Source organism: Rhodococcus sp. NPDC079359 (assembly GCF_040702585.1).
GTDB lineage: Bacteria > Actinomycetota > Actinomycetes > Mycobacteriales > Mycobacteriaceae > Rhodococcoides.
Map to the genome: position 1 here is coordinate 430099 of NZ_JBFBLH010000002.1, position 17436 is coordinate 447534.

Genomic DNA, 17436 nt, shown 5'->3' on the forward strand with positions numbered 1-17436 from the left:
AAGAAGAACGATATGTAACACATTCGTGCATGATGTGCCCATGACTACCAGCGTCGTAGCTGCGACCGAGTCCGGTGTGACCGCGATTGCGGTGTGGACCTTGATTCTCGTCGTCATCGCTGCGCTCGGTGCCGCGTTGGCTGCGCTGAGTGTCCGACGCGTCGGCGCGAAGGAGGAGGTGATGTCGCGGGAGTTGGCGGCGTTGCACACCGCCGTCGATCGTCAGGTGCGTCAGTCCAGCGACAACGACTCGTGGAACCGCGACCAGGTGACCGCGCGATACCAGGAACTACTCTTCGCGCTGTCGAACGTCGATCGGGTTGTGGCCGAGGAGATTTCGGCAGCGGTGGTCTCGACTCCGGTCGGCGACCTGAAGGCTGCGACGCGGGCATTGGACAAGGCCTACGACCAACTGAATCTGGCGCTGACCGCGGCACTGGTGGTCGCGCGCAGGCGCGTCCATCCGTTGGCGTTGGAGTTGTCCACGGGCATCGATCGTCGGGTGTTCGCACCGCTGGCTCCGGAAACCGGAATCCCCGCTCCCGCACACGAACGTCTGCAGAGCGAGCATGCCTACATCACCAGAATGCACTCGTTGCTACTGAAGGCGATGCGCGCCGACTTGGGTCTGCTCGATCCCAGCGCCGAGGCGACACTGATCTTCACGACGAAGGAAGTGGAATCCGGTGTACAGGCAGATCGCTCGACGGCAGCCGGTCGCAGTGCCGTGCAGCTGATCGATCTGCTCGAGGACTTCGGAGTGATGCCGCTGCTCGGGGCCGAGGACGACTTCGTCATGTCCGACGCGCTGGTGGTCCAATGCGAGGAGCTCTACAGCGCGGTGAGTCCGAGCTTCCAAGCGGTACTGCGCCACATCGGCGACGAAATCCATCTCGCGATCAGGCCCGATCTCACCGACGGTCGCCTCGAAGAGATCTACGAAATAGCGGTACGACTGGTCGAAGCCGGATTGCGCGGAAACATTCACCGCAGAGACGGATTGGACGGCAGCAGCCTGTTCCTCATCGATCCGACCCACGAAGCGGGAATCGATCGGGTGTAGGTCACCTCCTAAGCCCGGCTGATCAGATCGCTCGGACGTCTCGCGACATTTGGTCAAATCGGGGTAAGAGCGACCGCGCGGGCTCGGCGCCTCGGGACGAGTCGGAGTCTACGGCAGGCAGAGAAGGCGGACTCCTCTCGATCCACGAGGTGGACAGTGGACTATGCGACAAACAATCGACGAGCCCGTCCTGCGTTCGGATGAATTCTCTTTTCCCACATGCATTTGATCCGATCGGATTGGTAGGTTCCGATTCGTCAATTGTCGGTCCGGACGGACCACCGCTCGAAAGGCAGTCTGTGACCGCTCGCATGTCTTCTCGCCGGTGGCTGATTCGAGCCTCCCTCGTCGCTGTCTCTGCGGGGTCGGGCATCGCGCTCGGCTTAGGATCAGCTGCTGCCCAGCCCGTGACCGACGACGGAACACCGTCCATTGTGCAAACCGAGTCGGACGACTCGGCCGCGGAAGATCCGCGACCCCAAGGCGGCACCGACCCCACTTCCTCGGCGGCAGAAACCCCGGCCGAGATCGTCACCTCCGAAGCCGAATCCCCCGAATCCGTCGCCAGCGACGCGGATGCCGATACCGATACCGATACCGATGAGTCGAGCACTCTCAATCCCGAGATGGAGGAGACACACATCGGGGAGCCAGACATCGGCACACCCGGTGCGGATCCCGCTGCACTCGACGAGGACCCAGTTACCACCACTGCAATTCCTACGACTGCGGACGCTCCAATAGCCGAGACGACTGAAAGCGCGCGGCCGCCAGTCAACGCAGAAAATCTGCCTTCCCACGATGCAGACGACGCAATCCCTGGACAGTCGCAGGACAAGCCCATTGACATAGCGCCCTCTCCGCCAGGTTCCGAGAATCACACAAGCTCGCCTGCCGCCGGTCCTGAACCGATTGCCCCTGTTACGCCGACGACGCCTTCTGCGGAGTCCAACCCGTCCGTTCTCGAAAGTGTGGTCGGAGTGCTTCTCGACCTCGCAGGAGTGGCGTCGGACGAAGAGTACGTCGGCAGTGGCCAAGTGCCGCCCATCGAAGGCCTCTGGCTTGCGGCCCGGGACTTGCAGGCACGCACGATCGCGCAACGAACAGCAAGTCGCACAACGGGTTCGGCTCCCACCGACGCGAGCAGCGATGGCCACAGCGTCACTGTCGACGAGGTCAGTGGAGCGGTCAGCGGAACGATCGACGTCGTGGTTCCAGAGGGAACCACGCCCGTGTACGTCACGACGAATTCTCCCGACCCAGGAATCGGCAGCTTTGCGATCGACAGCGCTACTGGTCGGTGGACGTTCACACCATCGCACCTCTTGCGTCGTCTTGCGGCTAGATCGACAGGGGAAGACACATTCGGTGTCGATCTTCTCGTCGGGTTGGGCGAGACAATTATCCCCGTATCGGTGACGGTCCCCATTGTGCCGCTTGCACTCGCCCCGTCGTCGCAACACACTCTCGACCCGGTCACCGGCATAGTCTCGGGCTCGATCGTGGTGCCGGGCGGTACCGTCGGAGCACCGGTCTTCGTGGTCACAAACGAACCGGACAAAGCGCTTGGCGACTTCACACTCGACTCGACTTCCGGCTCGTGGACCTTCACTCCGACGACGGTACTGCGTAACCTGGCGGCTCAGACGGCCGGCGAGGACGCATTCGACGTCACCGTGCTCGTCGGCGACGGTAACGAGGTCGCGTCCGTGACCATCTCCCTGCCCATTGCTCCGCCCGTCAATCAGACGCCGACGGTTACCACCGACGTGTCGGACACGACCGTGGATCCGATAACAGGGACAGTTTCGGGTTTGGTACGTGCTTCCGACCCGGAAGGCGATCGGCTGGTGTTCGTCGTCGCGAACGCACCCGACTCATCCCTCGGGTCCTTCACTCTCGACTCCACTTCGGGACGGTGGACGTTCACACCAACTCTGGAACTCCGGGACCTCGCTGCCCAGTCGCCTGGAGACGATTCATTCGGTGTGACGGTCCTCGTCGGTGACGGAGCCTCCGTCGGGTCCGTGGTGATCGATGTTCCGATCGCCGCGGCCCTCGGCCCCAACCGCGCACCCGTATTCGTGGACGGTCCGGGTTCCACCACCGTCGATCCGAGGTCCGGTGCAATGTCAGGGATTCTCACCGCGACCGATGCCGACGGGAATCCTCTGACTTTCACGATCGTCTCCGGCCCGCAGGTCGCCGCGGGCACCGTCAAAATCGACAGTGCAACTGGCCATTGGACACTCACACCCGGCGGAGACACTCTCATGTCCGCTTACTTCTCCGGGCAGCCGACCACTCTGACGTTCACAGCCTCGGTGTCGGATGGTGCACTGTCCTCGTCTCGAACAGTCACCGTCCCGGTGACGCTGTCCCGCAACGAGTTGGTCACGATGCTCGAGCGCGATGGGAGCCGCCCCGTCGCGCTCGCCGTGGCTGGAGATGGCCGACTGTACGTGGTGGACGAAGGAGCCAACACCCTGACCATCATTGACAGAGTGGCAGGAACGTCACACACCGTCGCAACTGGTAGAGCGCCTACAGATGTCGCTGTGAGCTCGGATGGACTCGTCTACGTGTCGAACGGGCAGGACAACACGGTGTTCGTCTACAACGCGGACGGCTACCTATACCGACAGCTCAATGTGGGCGCTGGTCCAACGGGCATCACCGTCGCTCCCGATGGACGCGCGTACGTGACTACGCGAACAGGACTAGGGGTAGTGATCATCGACACGGGCGCGTACAGCGTCTCTTCCTTCGCTGTCGCGGTGCCTGGTGCGGACCAAGTCGCTGTGGCGGCCGATGGCACCGTATTCGTGCTCGAAAACGGCAGCAGCTCAGTCACTGTGGTCGATCCGACTACTGAATCCGTTCGGTCCGTCAGTGGTTCGTGGTCGGCCGGTTCGATGACAGTCTCTGCCGACGGCGTTGTGTTTCTGACGGATCCGGGACAGGGAGTCGTAATCCGATTGACGCCCGACGGTGCGGGTGGATTCATCGAGCATCTCATCGATGTGCCTGGGGCACCGGGCGCAGTCACGATCGGTGCGGACGGATTGATTCGACTGGCCGACGTCTCCACTGGCTCTATCTTCATGATGAATTCGCAAGGCGACGTGCTGTCAAAATTTGTCGTCGATTCGACGCCATCGAGAGTGGTCGTGGACGCGGCAGGAACCGCCTACGTCATCGGGCTCGACACGGCCGACATCACGATCATCGATGAAGGCGGCACCGTATCGACATTGGACGCTGCGGTTGCGGTCAACAACATCACGGTCGGCCAGGCCGGGGAGTTGATCGTTGTGAACAAATACACGGGATCGGTGTCTGTCGTGTCCGCAGCAACCGACCTGTCGGCCGGATACAGCATCGACAAGGCGGTCTTGTCGGACGCCACACAGACCAAACCTCAGGTGGCCTACGGGGCGGACGGCGCTGTGTACGTTGCCCGCGCGGGCTATTTTGATATCACCGTCTACCGCCTTGTCGACGGCACCTATCAATCCGGCAATGTGGGTTCCTTTCTTTCCAGCGCCGAAACAATGATGGTGTCCGAGGACGGCCGTGTCTATGTGTTCTGGACCGGATCCCACAGGTCTCAAGGGCTCGCGCAGATGGACTTCGCAAGCAGGGGAAATATTCCGATTCCGATTCCATATCAGATCTCGACCGTCGGCCTTGGCATTGACGGTACGCTCCTCGTTGCAGATGCCAGTGCCGGTGATCTTGTATTTGTCGATCCGGACAGCTTCGCCGAAATTCGACGCGTCCATCTTTGGGCACCGAGTCATTACAGCGCAATCACCATGGACGTGGGCACCGATGGCAGCATCTATCTGATCCCCACCTCCGATGGACAGAAAAAACTGTCCGTATTGAACTCGACCGGCGATCTGATGCGAGAGGTCACACTTCCGTGGAACTCGGGCGTGATCGAAGTCGGTTCAGACGGAAAGGTCTACCTAGCGAACGAACTCGGTGAGATCTTCGTCCTATCCTCCGACTTCGAGTCGATCACAGTGGTGCCAACCGGAGTAACCCCGCAGGCGATTGTCGAGGGACCGAACGGATTGATCTTTGTCTCCACAGGTCAGGGCGCTCTCGTGATCGATCCGCTGACCTACGCCATCGATTCGGAGAGCCGAGTAGGCACAATCCTGGACATGTACTCTCGACCGGGTGGACCGATCTACCTGATCGAATACCAAAGCTACTACAATGCATCAAGTTTCACCGTCGACATCATCGGTGACCCTCTCCCTGACGTGCCTGACTACCCGGACCCCGAGCCCGGGGACGATCCGTCCCAGCCCATTCAGTTCGAACAATCACCCGCGACGTTCGAGGCTCTGTATGATCGCCTCTGGAGCAAACCGGGAAACGACGACGGCATTCACACCGAAATTGTGCGTGACTGGGATGGTGCCCGGAGGGTGGTCGTCTATCTCGGCGGCACTTCTGACTTCTGGGGTTTAGACCATCAGACCTGGGTATCCAATGCGCCCACCTACGTAGGCTTACTGAAACCACATCAACTGGAGATGATCGACGCCGCCATCGCCGAGTGCGGTGACGATTGCAGCGAGATGATGCTTGTCGGTTACAGCCAGGGCGGTATGGATGCGCTCAACTTGGCCGACCATTACTCAGAACTCGCCACAACCGTCATCACATTCGGCTCACCGATCAGTCAGCCAGCGCAATGGAACGATAGGGTGGTGCACATTCGCGACACTCGCGATCCCATCCCCGCCCTGAGCAACGCGCTCGCTTCCTGGGTTGCGGACTGGAACGGGCAAGTGTTCAAGGGTTCGACGCGCAATGGTTGGGGAATGGGACTACATGGGGACAAGAAGACCTACCTCACTTTGGGCCGCGAATTGGACAAGTCCACGGATTCCAAGTACTCGCATATCAAGAATGCCTTGGCTCGGTTCCAGGGCGACATCATGCCCGAGCCCGTCGTTACAGAATTCTGATTGAATCGCTCTGAACTGCACGCGCACGTCATTACCCGGGGCCAGATGGCACCCCGTTCCTGAACAGGAGCCCATAGGGGGGCGTCGTCCTGTGCGTCACCATCAAGAAGTTACGCCGTCCATCTGACACGTTAGATATAAGGAACCCGAAAGGGAGGCTTGGCTGCCAAAACGAGAGCGTCCCAGTTGCTCTCGGTCCCTCTATGCTGTGATCCGCCCGAATCTCCGAACAGCCACAGTTCGATATCTCCTGTTGTAGTCCATCCCGTGGCGCGAACAAATCGACCTTCCGATCCTGAAGACCTGGACCCAGGCTGGCATCGCTCTAGCCCACTCGATTGCTACCACGGTTAAGGCGAGCAACAACGAGACCACCGACACGACTGGCCGGTGGTCTCGTTGTTGGATATCGAAGCCAGTCCCTCACCCTGGTAAATCAACTCGCGATGGGAGAGTCCGTCACTCCTGCATTGCTGAAGCAGTGGACGTCTCCGAAGCCTCTGCCTCAGAGGTGTCTTCGTCCGACGGCTCGACATCGATCTCGTCTACGGTCTCGCTCTGAGTCGAGTCGGACGCCTCACCGGTGGGATCGCTCTCCGCGGACTCCGGAGTCTCGGTTCCGGCATCATCTCCAGAACCTTTGGAGGCAGCTACTTCGTCTTCAATCGGTTCCGCTGAATCGGACACTTCGGCAGATTCGACTATGTCACTTGTTCCGGATTCCAGCTCGCCTGCTGCACCGGAGGACTCGCCCGTAATCTCCACAACCGACGACTCGTCATCCGGGCTGCTCGAGTCTTCGACGATACGGGCCGCAGAATCAGCGCGATCACCCCACTCCGGGTATTCGAGCAATCGCTCGATCGGCGGAAGGGGCAGCTCGACGTCGAGTGGAGCCTCAAGCATCGGCGGTGCCACCGGATCGGTCAACGTCTCCGTGGTCCCATCTGCGTACGTGATGACCGTGACGCTTCCGTTGCTGTCGCACGACCCGAATTCGGACCGAACGGATGTCACACCTCCGTAGCAACCGAACTCGCCCGAATCCGTGAAGATGTAAGCGGTCCCGCCCTGCGTGGCCAGTACCGTGATCGTCGTAGGACCGTTTCCGGTCGTGTGGTCCAGAATTACGTACGCTCGGCTGCCCTCACCAGCTGCGGCAGCCACCACTGAATCGCCTGCGCCGTACTTCGCACTGACCGATACTTCCGCACCGTCGTATGCCAGTGCACGCACCTCTGCCTGTGCTCCGTCAGTCTCCTGCTCGGAATAAGCCTCAATGCTCGTACGAGACCCCTCATCGTTGGCTTCGGCATTGACCGAAACGTTGCCGAAGACCGATGCCACGACGCGCGCTGTGTTCTCTGGGTCCACACTCTGCGCGAAGGTGACCAAACGAGCACCGTCGAACGCCTCGGCGTACACCTCGGCACCATATCCACTGGACTGTGCCCACACCGACGATCCATTAACAGCAGTTGCATTGTTGTAGCCGCCGATCGACACCGATTCGATTGTCGAGTCGAGGGACTCTGCCTGAACCAGAGCGTCGTACACAGCGGCCGCCCTGACCCCGCCGGAACCAGAAGCGTCGACGTGTACTACCGACCCGAGTGCGGCTGTGGCTTCGGCATAGCCACCCTCGCTGGCCACCAGAAGCACTTCCGACCCACCGCTGGCATCGACGTAGGCGGACGCGTTGTCCAACGCCCCTGCCACCACGAGCGCTTCGTCTGCCGCACGAACGAACACCGTCGAATCGATGCTCTGAGAGCCCACATAGGACTTGCCGTCAGCTTTGACAATCATGTCGCTGCCGTCCTCGGCGTACAGTTCCATGACCGATCTATCGGTGGCCAACGCAGAGACCGACGAGCCTAATACGTATGCAGACACTCCCGAATATCCGCCGGCGGCCAGTTCGGCATCCGAACCATCATCGATACTGGAAGACACACCCGAATGGTCGATCACGTATGCGAGGAGGTTCGAGCCACCTTTCGCAACAAGATACGCTTCGGACGAATCCGTCACGTAAGCGTCGACGGTGGAGCCGCCCTCAGCATCGATCGTCAGAATGGACATCTGACTTGCGACTGCGCGAACGAATGACGACAGGCGCGACGCTGCGTGCAGATGTGAATCTCCGATTGCCGCGCCGTTCCCGATCGAATTACTGTCTCCGAAGACCACAGCGGACGACAGATCGCTCGCCGTAGCATCCATGACCGCACCGGTCTGCGCGAAGGCGGACCCAGAAGAGTTGCCGGACAGTGTGAGTCGCGCACTGCCATCGGATTCTGCCCGAACAGTATTCTCCATCAGAGGAACCTCCGTGGGGAGCGTTCCGTCCCAGTAGCCCTGCGCTTGAGCCCCGTCATCGGACACCGAACATACGAAGTACTCGTTTCCGTTCGGCGATCCTGCGACAGTATTCGAAGCGCAGAAGAGAGTCGGCGCAGTCGCAGTTGCCACCGAATCGACATGCAGCGTTGCTGGCACTCCGGATCCTGCTTGAGACAAGAATGCCGCAGCAACGGCCCCGACGATCATGCTAGGGGTGGATCTACGCATCATGGACAAGGTCTACTCCAACTCGAGGCACGGATCGGTCATTCTCGAATGAGGCCCCAATGGCACAGATTGGCCTCAGATACCCTACGGAATGTCCAGAATTTCTAGGCAAAATCTAACACTGTCGAGGATATACAACTACGCACAAGGAACGATTACTTCGTTTGGATGACCCTGAAAACTACTGCTCTACCCACTGTTTCGGGCACTCATGTGACGGCACACTTGACTTTGCAAAGCTATCGAGCGGTCAAGGTACCCCGAACGACGCAACATGTAGACCCAGCAATCGCGGGAAAGATCCGAGATGCAATCGATCTAAGGCACGAGATTCAGTACGGCCTCCAACACGGTGATCGTAAGACCCGCGAAAGCAAGGAATGAGATTCCTGCCGGGGCCGAGACGGCTAGCGGTGCCAACGCAATAGCTATTGCCGCAACGTCCGCCAATCCAAGGAGGTAGTCCTTCATGTCGCCCGCTGCTATTCCGGGCAGGCGATCCTTCAGGTCAGCGACCTTATCGAGAATGGTGACGAGTCCGAGAATGGGCAGGCCTCCCTGCGTACCTAAGGACTTGATGGCCTGGATGTTCTCGGCTATGCCGGCGAGATCCGCGACCGTACCGGCTGAGGTGCCGTCGAGGGCATCGTGGATAGCGTCTGCGGGGGCGATCGTCGCTGCGTACGCAAGATCGGCGATGTTGGCGAGACGCGCGAGCATTTGCTGCACTCCAATGCCGTTCTCCGACAATGACCCCGACAAACCAACCTGATTGAACTGCGTGGTGCAGTAGGAAGGACCGCAACTGGCGGACAGGATGTATATTCCGCCTCCGCCGGCGACGGCATCCCGAGGGTAAACAGAATTGGAATTGCTCGAGGAGAGAGCAACGGTTCCGATCGAATAACTGCCGGGGTCGAGGACGTATACGGTCGCGCCGACGATGTAGACCCGCCCGTCTGTACCGATAACCACCTTCACGGGCGTCTCTTCGCCGATCTTGACGAACGCAACCTGGTCGAGGTTCGCATTCAGGACGCTGACGCCACCATAGGTGCCGAGGTAGATTCGACCATCTGTACCGGCAGCGACACTCGAAACACCGGCTGTCGGGACGACAGTGCGCACCGAGTAGTCGGCGGTGTCGATGATATGAAGCACAGTCCCGTAATTGGTTGTGGCATAAAGTTTTCCGTCCAGACCAAGCGTAAAATTGTTCAGCCTTGCGTCCCACGTGTCCCCAACCGGCACCGAAATCACTGTCATCACCGACATATCGGTGCGGTCCAGGACCGTGATCGTTCCGCTTCCGCTCGTGAGGTACAACCGGTTGTCCGTGCCGACCACCAGGTCCTCCGCGAAAATCTCCGGCACGATTCGCTCGAATGCGATCCCACGCGTGGAGGACAGAGGGTCCTCGGGAGCGTCGTGTCCGATATACAGCAAACCGCTCGTGAGTAGGTAGTACGTGCCGTCTGGTGCAATCTCCATGACCGCGTGTCTAGCTGATGTGTCGTTGTTGAGCAGCAGTCCGTACATGGTCATACCCGACGAGACAATATTGCCGGCGTCGTTGAAGCCGTAGATGTACCCGCCGTAACCAAGATAAGCTTGACTGTCGGTAAAGATGCGGCCGTCCGGCCCTACTGCCAGAACGATACTTCTCGATAGTCCAGAAAAATGAGCCGAGGCATTCTGGCCCACGCCGATGTTGGGGTTTGCCTGAATTATCCTAGTGCCGTTGTTGATTGTGTTTGTCAAAATCAGCTGACCGCTCGAACCCATCGTTGCTCGATAGGTGTCCAGTCCGATCGGGATCTGGACCGGTGCGGTACCGCCGAGCACGCTCAGCGTATTTGAGCTGCCGTTGCTCACATACAGGGTTCCACCGGGTTCCACTGAGATTCCGGTCGGTCCAGCACCGACGGTTATATACCTGGTTCCGACGTTCCACGAGATCTCTGTGATCGTGTTGCCGCTGCCGTTCGCAACGTAGATCGTTCCATCGAGGCCTGACGCAATACTCGTGGGAGATCCGGGTACGACGTAAGTCTCAAGCAGGTAGGGAACTGTCCCGACCTGGGACGTCACCGTTTGAGGGGCACCCTGAAGGGACCACGAGGTCGAGGAATCGTGGGACACCGATTGGTTCGCGCGACTGGCTTGTTCGCTCGATCGGGCAAGGCGTGTCACGGTGTCGTGAGTGGGATCGGTGACGTAAAGGGCTCCGTCCGAACCGATTGCGATCCGGTACGGGTTCACGCCGGTCAGTGCGATCGTGTCGGTTGCCTTCGCGTTGTCCCAGGGATATTCGCCAGCGATGAGGTTGTCCATGTCGATCACCGAGATCGTTCCGTCACCGAAATTGGCGACGTAGACCAGATCGTCGGCATCGACCGCGATGCCGGTCGGGTTCTTACCGACAGCGACGGTCCTCCGCACCGAGAAGGTCGAATCGATGACTGTGACGGTACTGCTCACCGAGTTGGACACGAATGCGGTTCCATCGGAGGCAAACACGATGCCGGCTGGCCCGGAATCGACACGAATGGTTTTGATGACGTACCCATTGGACACTACCGTCACCGTGCCATCGCCTGAGTTGGTCACCCACACACGATTCTCTGCGTCCACGGCCACAGCGGTCGGCGTCTTGCCGACCGCGACGACAGCTGACACCGTCTGAGTGATCGGGTCGATGACGGAGAGTCGACCTGCCCCGGAATTGACGACGTAGACCGCACCATCGTTGCCAACTGCAACGGCAGACGGATGACTTTCGAACTGCCGCAACAACTCAAGCAGCGCATCGGACGACACACCGATCGGCACACTCACCGTCGTAGTGGCAGTGAGCCCGGACGATGTCGTTGCCGTGACAGTGAAGCTAACCGGTGCTGTGCCGGATGGCGATCGCCATGCGTCCGTCAATGCTCGCAGCGATGGGGTATACACGAATGCACCCGTCGCAGAATCCAAATCGAGGTATCCGTTCGCCGGACCGAATGTCCCACCGACTGTGTAGGTCAGCGGTCCGCCGCCGGGCGATGAGAAGTTGACGCTGCCGACGACGACTCCGGTAGTCGGGTTTCCTGTCGCAATGAACGGGACATCACCGATCACCGGTGCCGAGTCGACGAAGACCGGGGACACCGGCACGCTGATTACAACGGACCGTACGGACGTACCGTCGCCCACCAGGATGGTGACACCGAACGAATCGTCACCGGGGGACAATGTGGCGAGGTCTCGAAGAATGCTGCTGGGCGTGAAGGTCCAACGCCCCGTTGCCGAGTCGAGGGTGAAAATCCCCATGGCCGGATCTGGAGCGTCAGATGCAACGAACACAATCGGATCGTTCTCGGGGTCGGTCGCCACCACCTGCCCCAAGACTGTCCCCGTCACTGGATCGACTGTCGTCGATGCGGCATCCGGCACCACAGTCGGGGCACCATTTACAGGTGGAGCGATAGGTACCGCTACCGTGACCGAAGCGACCTCGAGACCATCACCCACCAAGAAAGTCAGGTCGAAAGCATCGTCGCCAGCGGATTGTGCGGCCAGATTACGAAGCACGGTCGTGGGGGTGAAAGTCCAAGCGCCGGTATAGCTATCGAGGGCAAACGAACCAAGTGCAGCGTCAGGCGCGTTGACCGCGAAGAAGAACGGTTCTCCGACTGCGCCACCGGGGATGCGGATCATCCCGTGGACGGTGCCGTTGCTCGCCTCGACGGTGTGCTCCGACGTGGGCGCAAGTGCGAGAGGTAGCACTGGAACAGCCAAGTCCACGTGCGTGACGGAGTCCCCAATGCCCACTAGCACGTGAACACCGATGACGTCGTCCTCGTCCGACGTCACCGCCAGTCGACGCAACAGATCCGATGGAGTGAACGACCACACGCCGGTGGCCGAGTCGAGAACGAAGTTACCGACCGATGGGTCCGGTGCGTTGGTTGCCACGTAGACAGGAACAACACCCTCGGAGGTAACAACGTCGACGGTTCCGGTGACCGCGCCGGTGAGCGGATCGACGATGAAGCTGTAGCCATCCCCACTGACATCGGTAGCGTCGGTCGACGCCGAACCTGTTGCTCGGCCAGCTGTTCGGTATGCGGACGTGCGAGCCTGCAGGTCACGTGCGGCGAGCCACAGCGCTTCGATCGGCGGGCCATCGAGCTGCCCACCGTCCTGTGCGTTCGGCCCTCCCCCCGTGATATCGAGCAAGGTGTCGACGAGTCGCTCGATAACCGACGGTGCTGATGTGATGGGCTCGGGGGACGCGGCCGGAGGCTGCGCATTCCCTCCAGCTGCCGTAGTCGGCGTCGTTACGGTCGGTGCGCCGTCGAATGGATGGTGGGCCGAGCCGGGAATGGCCGAAGGATCGGCCGCGGAATCAGGTTCAGCCGTTGCGGCAGGTGCCTCGTCGGGCGGTGACTCGACCGGTGCATCGTCGTCGACAGGATCGTTCCGGCCCCGTGCGGGTTCCGGTACATCCAAGTCGGCCTTGGCCTCGACGGGTTCAACCCCAGAGACACTGGATTCGGTCACGGGGACCGGAGCGTCATCGGGCGAGTCCGCCGGGACCTGATAAGGGGCTGGCCCCACCACACCGTCGTCACCGGGATCGATGACAGGTTCCGGGTCGGAAACTTCCTGCAGCGGTTCCGATTCGATCGCGACAGTGCCGTGATCGTCTGCCGGCACTGCGTTGATGTCAGCATCGTCCGGCGGGTCATCAGTGCGCAGTACGGGCGTTGCCGGTTCGCTGCTGACGGTGATTGCGACGTCGTCACCGGTAGTTGGGTCTGCGAGTGCGACGCTCTGTCCGAGCGAGACTCCCGTTCCCACAGCCGCGGCGACGAGAGAGACACGCAAAAGCCAACGGCGAGATGCCATTCGTGAAGTCATGGAGGGCCTTTCGGGCAGCGGCCCGTCCGGACCTCATGCTCAATCGAAACGCAATGTATCAACCAAATCGGAACATTTCATGCCCTGAACAGCGAGTTCATCCAAACGAACGACACATTCGCCTAGGGCCAGCAGTGCTTCAACGTCAACCACCGCCGGATACGTTGCTGCCGTCCACGAAGCTAAGTCGCGAGCACCTGACGATCTGCGATCGCTTCCTTCGTAAAACGCTCACACACAACGACTTCCCCATCACTCTGGCCCGCTGTCGTTCTCATAACCGGCTTCGTCATCGGCTTCAGACGAACTGCCTGTGCCAGTGCTGGCCTCAGTCGTTACCTCGTCGGCCACCTCAGAATCGATGCCTTCGTCAGGTGACTCGTCGCCCTCTGCTTCTGTCACGACAGGAGCGGTAGGCACCGCCGCGCCATCGTAGATAGTGGCCGGTTCATCGCTCTCGCTCGTAACAACGGCCACCGGTACGTCGGCATCGGACGCTGCTGAGTGATCCGGAATCAGTTCTTCGCCTATCTCAGGTTCTGCCACCAAGGCCTCGTGAACCGAGTCGCTCGCCGGTGAAACGACAGTGCTCGCCGCCCGCGCCCCCGGGGCAGCGGATCTCGGAAAGACGTCAAGATCGGGAACAAGACGCTCGATGGTCGGGAACGGGCTCGAGATATCAACCGGCGCTGCCAGATTCGCGGGCACCACCAGATCGGTGAACGTCCCAGTCGACCCGTCCGCATACGTGATCACCGTGACGTTGCCGTTGCTCTCGCACCCACCCGTCGACGTCTTCACCGACGTCACGCCACCGAAGCACCCGAACTCGTTGGTGTCCTCGAAGATGTACGCCGTACCACCCTCGGTCGCCAACACCGTGATCGTGACCGGCCCCGTCCCGGTGGAATGATCGACCACGACGAACGCCCGACTACCCTCACCCGACGCGGCAGCGACGATCACATCACCGGCAACAAACTGAGCACCGACCGACACCTCCGCCCCGTCGTACGCGAGACCACGCACCAGCGCCTGCTGACCCACCGGCGAACCCGGAATCACCGGTACCGCAACCACTCCGGTCCGCGCACCGTCACCGTTCGCCTCGGCATTGACATACACGTTGCCCGTCGCCGACCCGAGCACCCGAGCCGACGCACCCGGATCAGCACCACTGTCGGCCTGCGTGAGAACCAACGCCCCTTCGAACGCCTCCGAATACGCCTCGGCTCCATAACCGAACGATCTCGTGAAAATCGCCGAATTATCGAACGCCTGCGACCAGCTGTAGCCGCCCACCGAAAGCGCCTCGACTACCGAGTTGTCCGCTGTCGCCTCGAGCAACGCGTCGGCGACAGCCGCCGTCTTCACTGAGGCACCGGCGCCGGTCGCGCCAGCGTGAACTACGGAACCATCAGCGGCCGTGACCTCCACGTCTGCACCGTTGTTGGACTCGCCGATAGCCTCCACGCCTCCATAGGCGTCGATGTAAACATCGGAACCTCCCGTCGCGCCAGCAGACACCAGGGCTCCGTCTGCGGCGCGCACGAGGCCAACCGAATTCCCCTGTATTCGCGTACCGACGACAGAGCCGTCGTCCGCGTTGACAACAGCCTCGGAACCGTCGGTGACCTGGGCCGAGATTTTGGAATCGTTGGTTGCCAGGGCAGACAGCGTCGACGCTCCCACGAGTGCCCCAATCGTGGACCCACCCCCGGCGGCCAATACTGCCTGAGCAGCGTTCCCCAAAACAGCTTGGACCCCCGAGCGGTCGATCACATAGGCGGTCAGGTCAGATCCGTCATCGACGTTGAACCCCCCTTGCGAGTTCTCCGTGACGTAGGCGGTGACAACCGACCCGCCAGTCGTGTCGACGAACGCCGCGGAAAACTGAGTGGCGACGACGTCTACGTTCGAACTCCGAGCTTGAACCCCGATACGCGACTGACCGCCGGAGGTTGCGGTGACATTGGACCCGTCCTCCGCGTAAACCTCAGTTTTCGACGATGCATTGGCGATTGCGGACGCGACGGCGTTCGACGACGCAATGACGAGGGCTGCCGAATTCTCGGACACTCTCACGGTCGCGTCACCGCCGGTCTCCGAAGTGGCAGCACTGTAACCAGGTAAATCGACAGCTGGCTCCGACCCGTCCCAATACCCCCGCGCAGTGCCGCCCTCGCCGTCCGAGACGCAGAAGACGAACTCTGAGCCATCTGGGTCTGGGCCACCTGAAGACCCTGCCGCGGTCTGCGAGCAGTAGAGGGAGGGAGCCGCAGTGACCGTCGAGGTGGCCGAGACCGTAGCTGCGTTTCCGGAGCTGGCTTGCGAAAGAAACGCTGCCACAGCGGCTCCGACAACCATGGCGGGTGTAAATCGGCGGTGAAGAGGCATGGCTGTACTCCTGCTCGGTGCGGCGAATCGTTCTTGTAGGTACGAGCCCCGACGGCAGTTGACCGAACCAGAATAGGTGCTGACCAAATGTCCGGTTATAACAAGCTGGAATGTAGCACCGTTATCGGACCGAAACCATGCCGCACGATCGATTCATTCAATTGAATTACTTCGAAACCTTAATACGTTCCTTACCCACAACAACATATTCTCCATATCGCCCGTTCGCGAGAATCGAAACTCGAATCATGCACGTCCGTACCCTTTTTCAGCAGGCCCTTTCTTTGGGTGCGGAGGTCCGAAGACACCCGGAACTCGACGCAGAATCAAATCTGCTGTGAGCCCGACCCCCAATGCGACCGACAAGGCGATGATCGGAAGGAGGAGAGCGAAGGCAACTCCGATGTTCCGGTCCGCTACAGCCAGGCCTACGAGCTGTACCACCAGGGGGTGCGTGACGAAGACCGGCAACGTCCGCCGACCCAGGTACGCCGCAGGCCCCGCGGCCACCGACCAATCGGTGAGCATCCGAGAAATGATCAGAATGACGGGAACAGCGACCAGCGGCGCGAGCGCGTACACCAGCCGATCGGCTTGTGGTACAACTCCGGCAACCGCCAGAAGCAGCATCCCCACCACCACAAAGAACATTATGTGCAACACGCGCCCCACCCGCACTGCTTCAATTATTGGGTCCCGCAACAACACTCCTACAAGGAAGAAGATGTAGAAGTGCGGGGTATGCGCCAGGCCCCATCCCTCGAACGGTTGCAGGATTGCGAACGGCACAGCCAGCAGCAGGGCGGCGGCCAGTTGGATCGAGGCAGGAACGGTACGCGTGAGGCGCGCAACCGTCAGATGCACCGCGAGCGCGGCGAGGTACCAGAGGATGGTGTGCAAGGTCAGCGTGGCGAGGACGGTTGCGCCGAGCCTGCCACCGGTAACCGAGAACAGCACTACGAACAGCGTTGACCAGGTGATCCAGAGGTATGCCACCGGCCACACCTTGACGCGCAGATAGGCGAGCAACGGCAGCCCGAGACTCCTACCCACGAAGAGGCCCGACAGGAGGAAAAACAGGGGAAGGATGAACGTGAAGATCCCGATGTCGAGAACGCGCCACACTCGCGCTGCCTGGTCGTTACCCGACGCGAGCGAACCGGCATGGAAGAGAACAACTCCGATGATCGCGACGGCCTTCGCTACGTCGACCCACTGAGTTCGGCCGGCCGCGTAAGCAAGTGTAGCGCGATCATGCTCGTGCACTGCAGACTTCCTTTCTCCGACTCACAAGTGCCATTTCGTTACCGTCGGCAATTTACTTTCCGGACCCAGGGCGAATTCGGATCTACGTATTCAAGCACCGGTTCTGCCGATTCGATTCGGTGCAGACAATTGCCGCATGTTCGGTTAGCATTCGTTTCACGTTTCGGGATGCGGTCCGAACGACAGACTGACGAGGCCTCGGTCTCGATACATTGGCTACGGCCACCCGACAGCCCC

General features: G+C 60.6%; 6 protein-coding genes. 2 read left to right on the forward strand and 4 right to left on the reverse strand.

What is annotated here, in order from left to right; genetic code table 11:
• Nucleotides 1-40: 40 nt before the first annotated feature.
• Nucleotides 41-1063, forward strand: coding sequence for a hypothetical protein (locus tag AB0362_RS06780; protein WP_366235249.1), 1023 nt, complete (start codon nucleotides 41-43; stop codon nucleotides 1061-1063).
• A 1709-nt stretch (nucleotides 1064-2772) separates the two neighbouring features.
• Nucleotides 2773-6054, forward strand: coding sequence for a VCBS domain-containing protein (locus AB0362_RS06785; protein ID WP_366235250.1), 3282 nt, complete (start codon nucleotides 2773-2775; stop codon nucleotides 6052-6054).
• Nucleotides 6055-6513: 459 nt separating this feature from the next.
• Here the strand turns inward: AB0362_RS06785 and AB0362_RS06790 are convergent, their stop codons facing one another.
• From AB0362_RS06790 to AB0362_RS06805, 4 genes are all read right to left on the reverse strand, one after another.
• Nucleotides 6514-8376, reverse strand: coding sequence for a hypothetical protein (locus tag AB0362_RS06790; protein WP_366235251.1), 1863 nt, complete (start codon nucleotides 8374-8376; stop codon nucleotides 6514-6516).
• 570 nt (nucleotides 8377-8946) lie between these two features.
• Nucleotides 8947-12852 (reverse strand): VCBS domain-containing protein, encoded by a 3906-nt coding sequence (locus tag AB0362_RS06795; protein ID WP_366235252.1) that lies wholly within the window; start codon nucleotides 12850-12852, stop codon nucleotides 8947-8949.
• Between the two features lie 936 nt (nucleotides 12853-13788).
• Nucleotides 13789-15885: a hypothetical protein gene (locus tag AB0362_RS06800; protein WP_366235253.1), complete on the reverse strand. Its 2097-nt coding sequence runs from the start codon at nucleotides 15883-15885 to the stop codon at nucleotides 13789-13791.
• Nucleotides 15886-16179: 294 nt separating this feature from the next.
• Complete coding sequence (locus AB0362_RS06805; RefSeq protein WP_366235254.1) at nucleotides 16180-17199, reverse strand: acyltransferase; 1020 nt, start codon at nucleotides 17197-17199, stop codon at nucleotides 16180-16182.
• Nucleotides 17200-17436 lie beyond the last annotated feature (237 nt).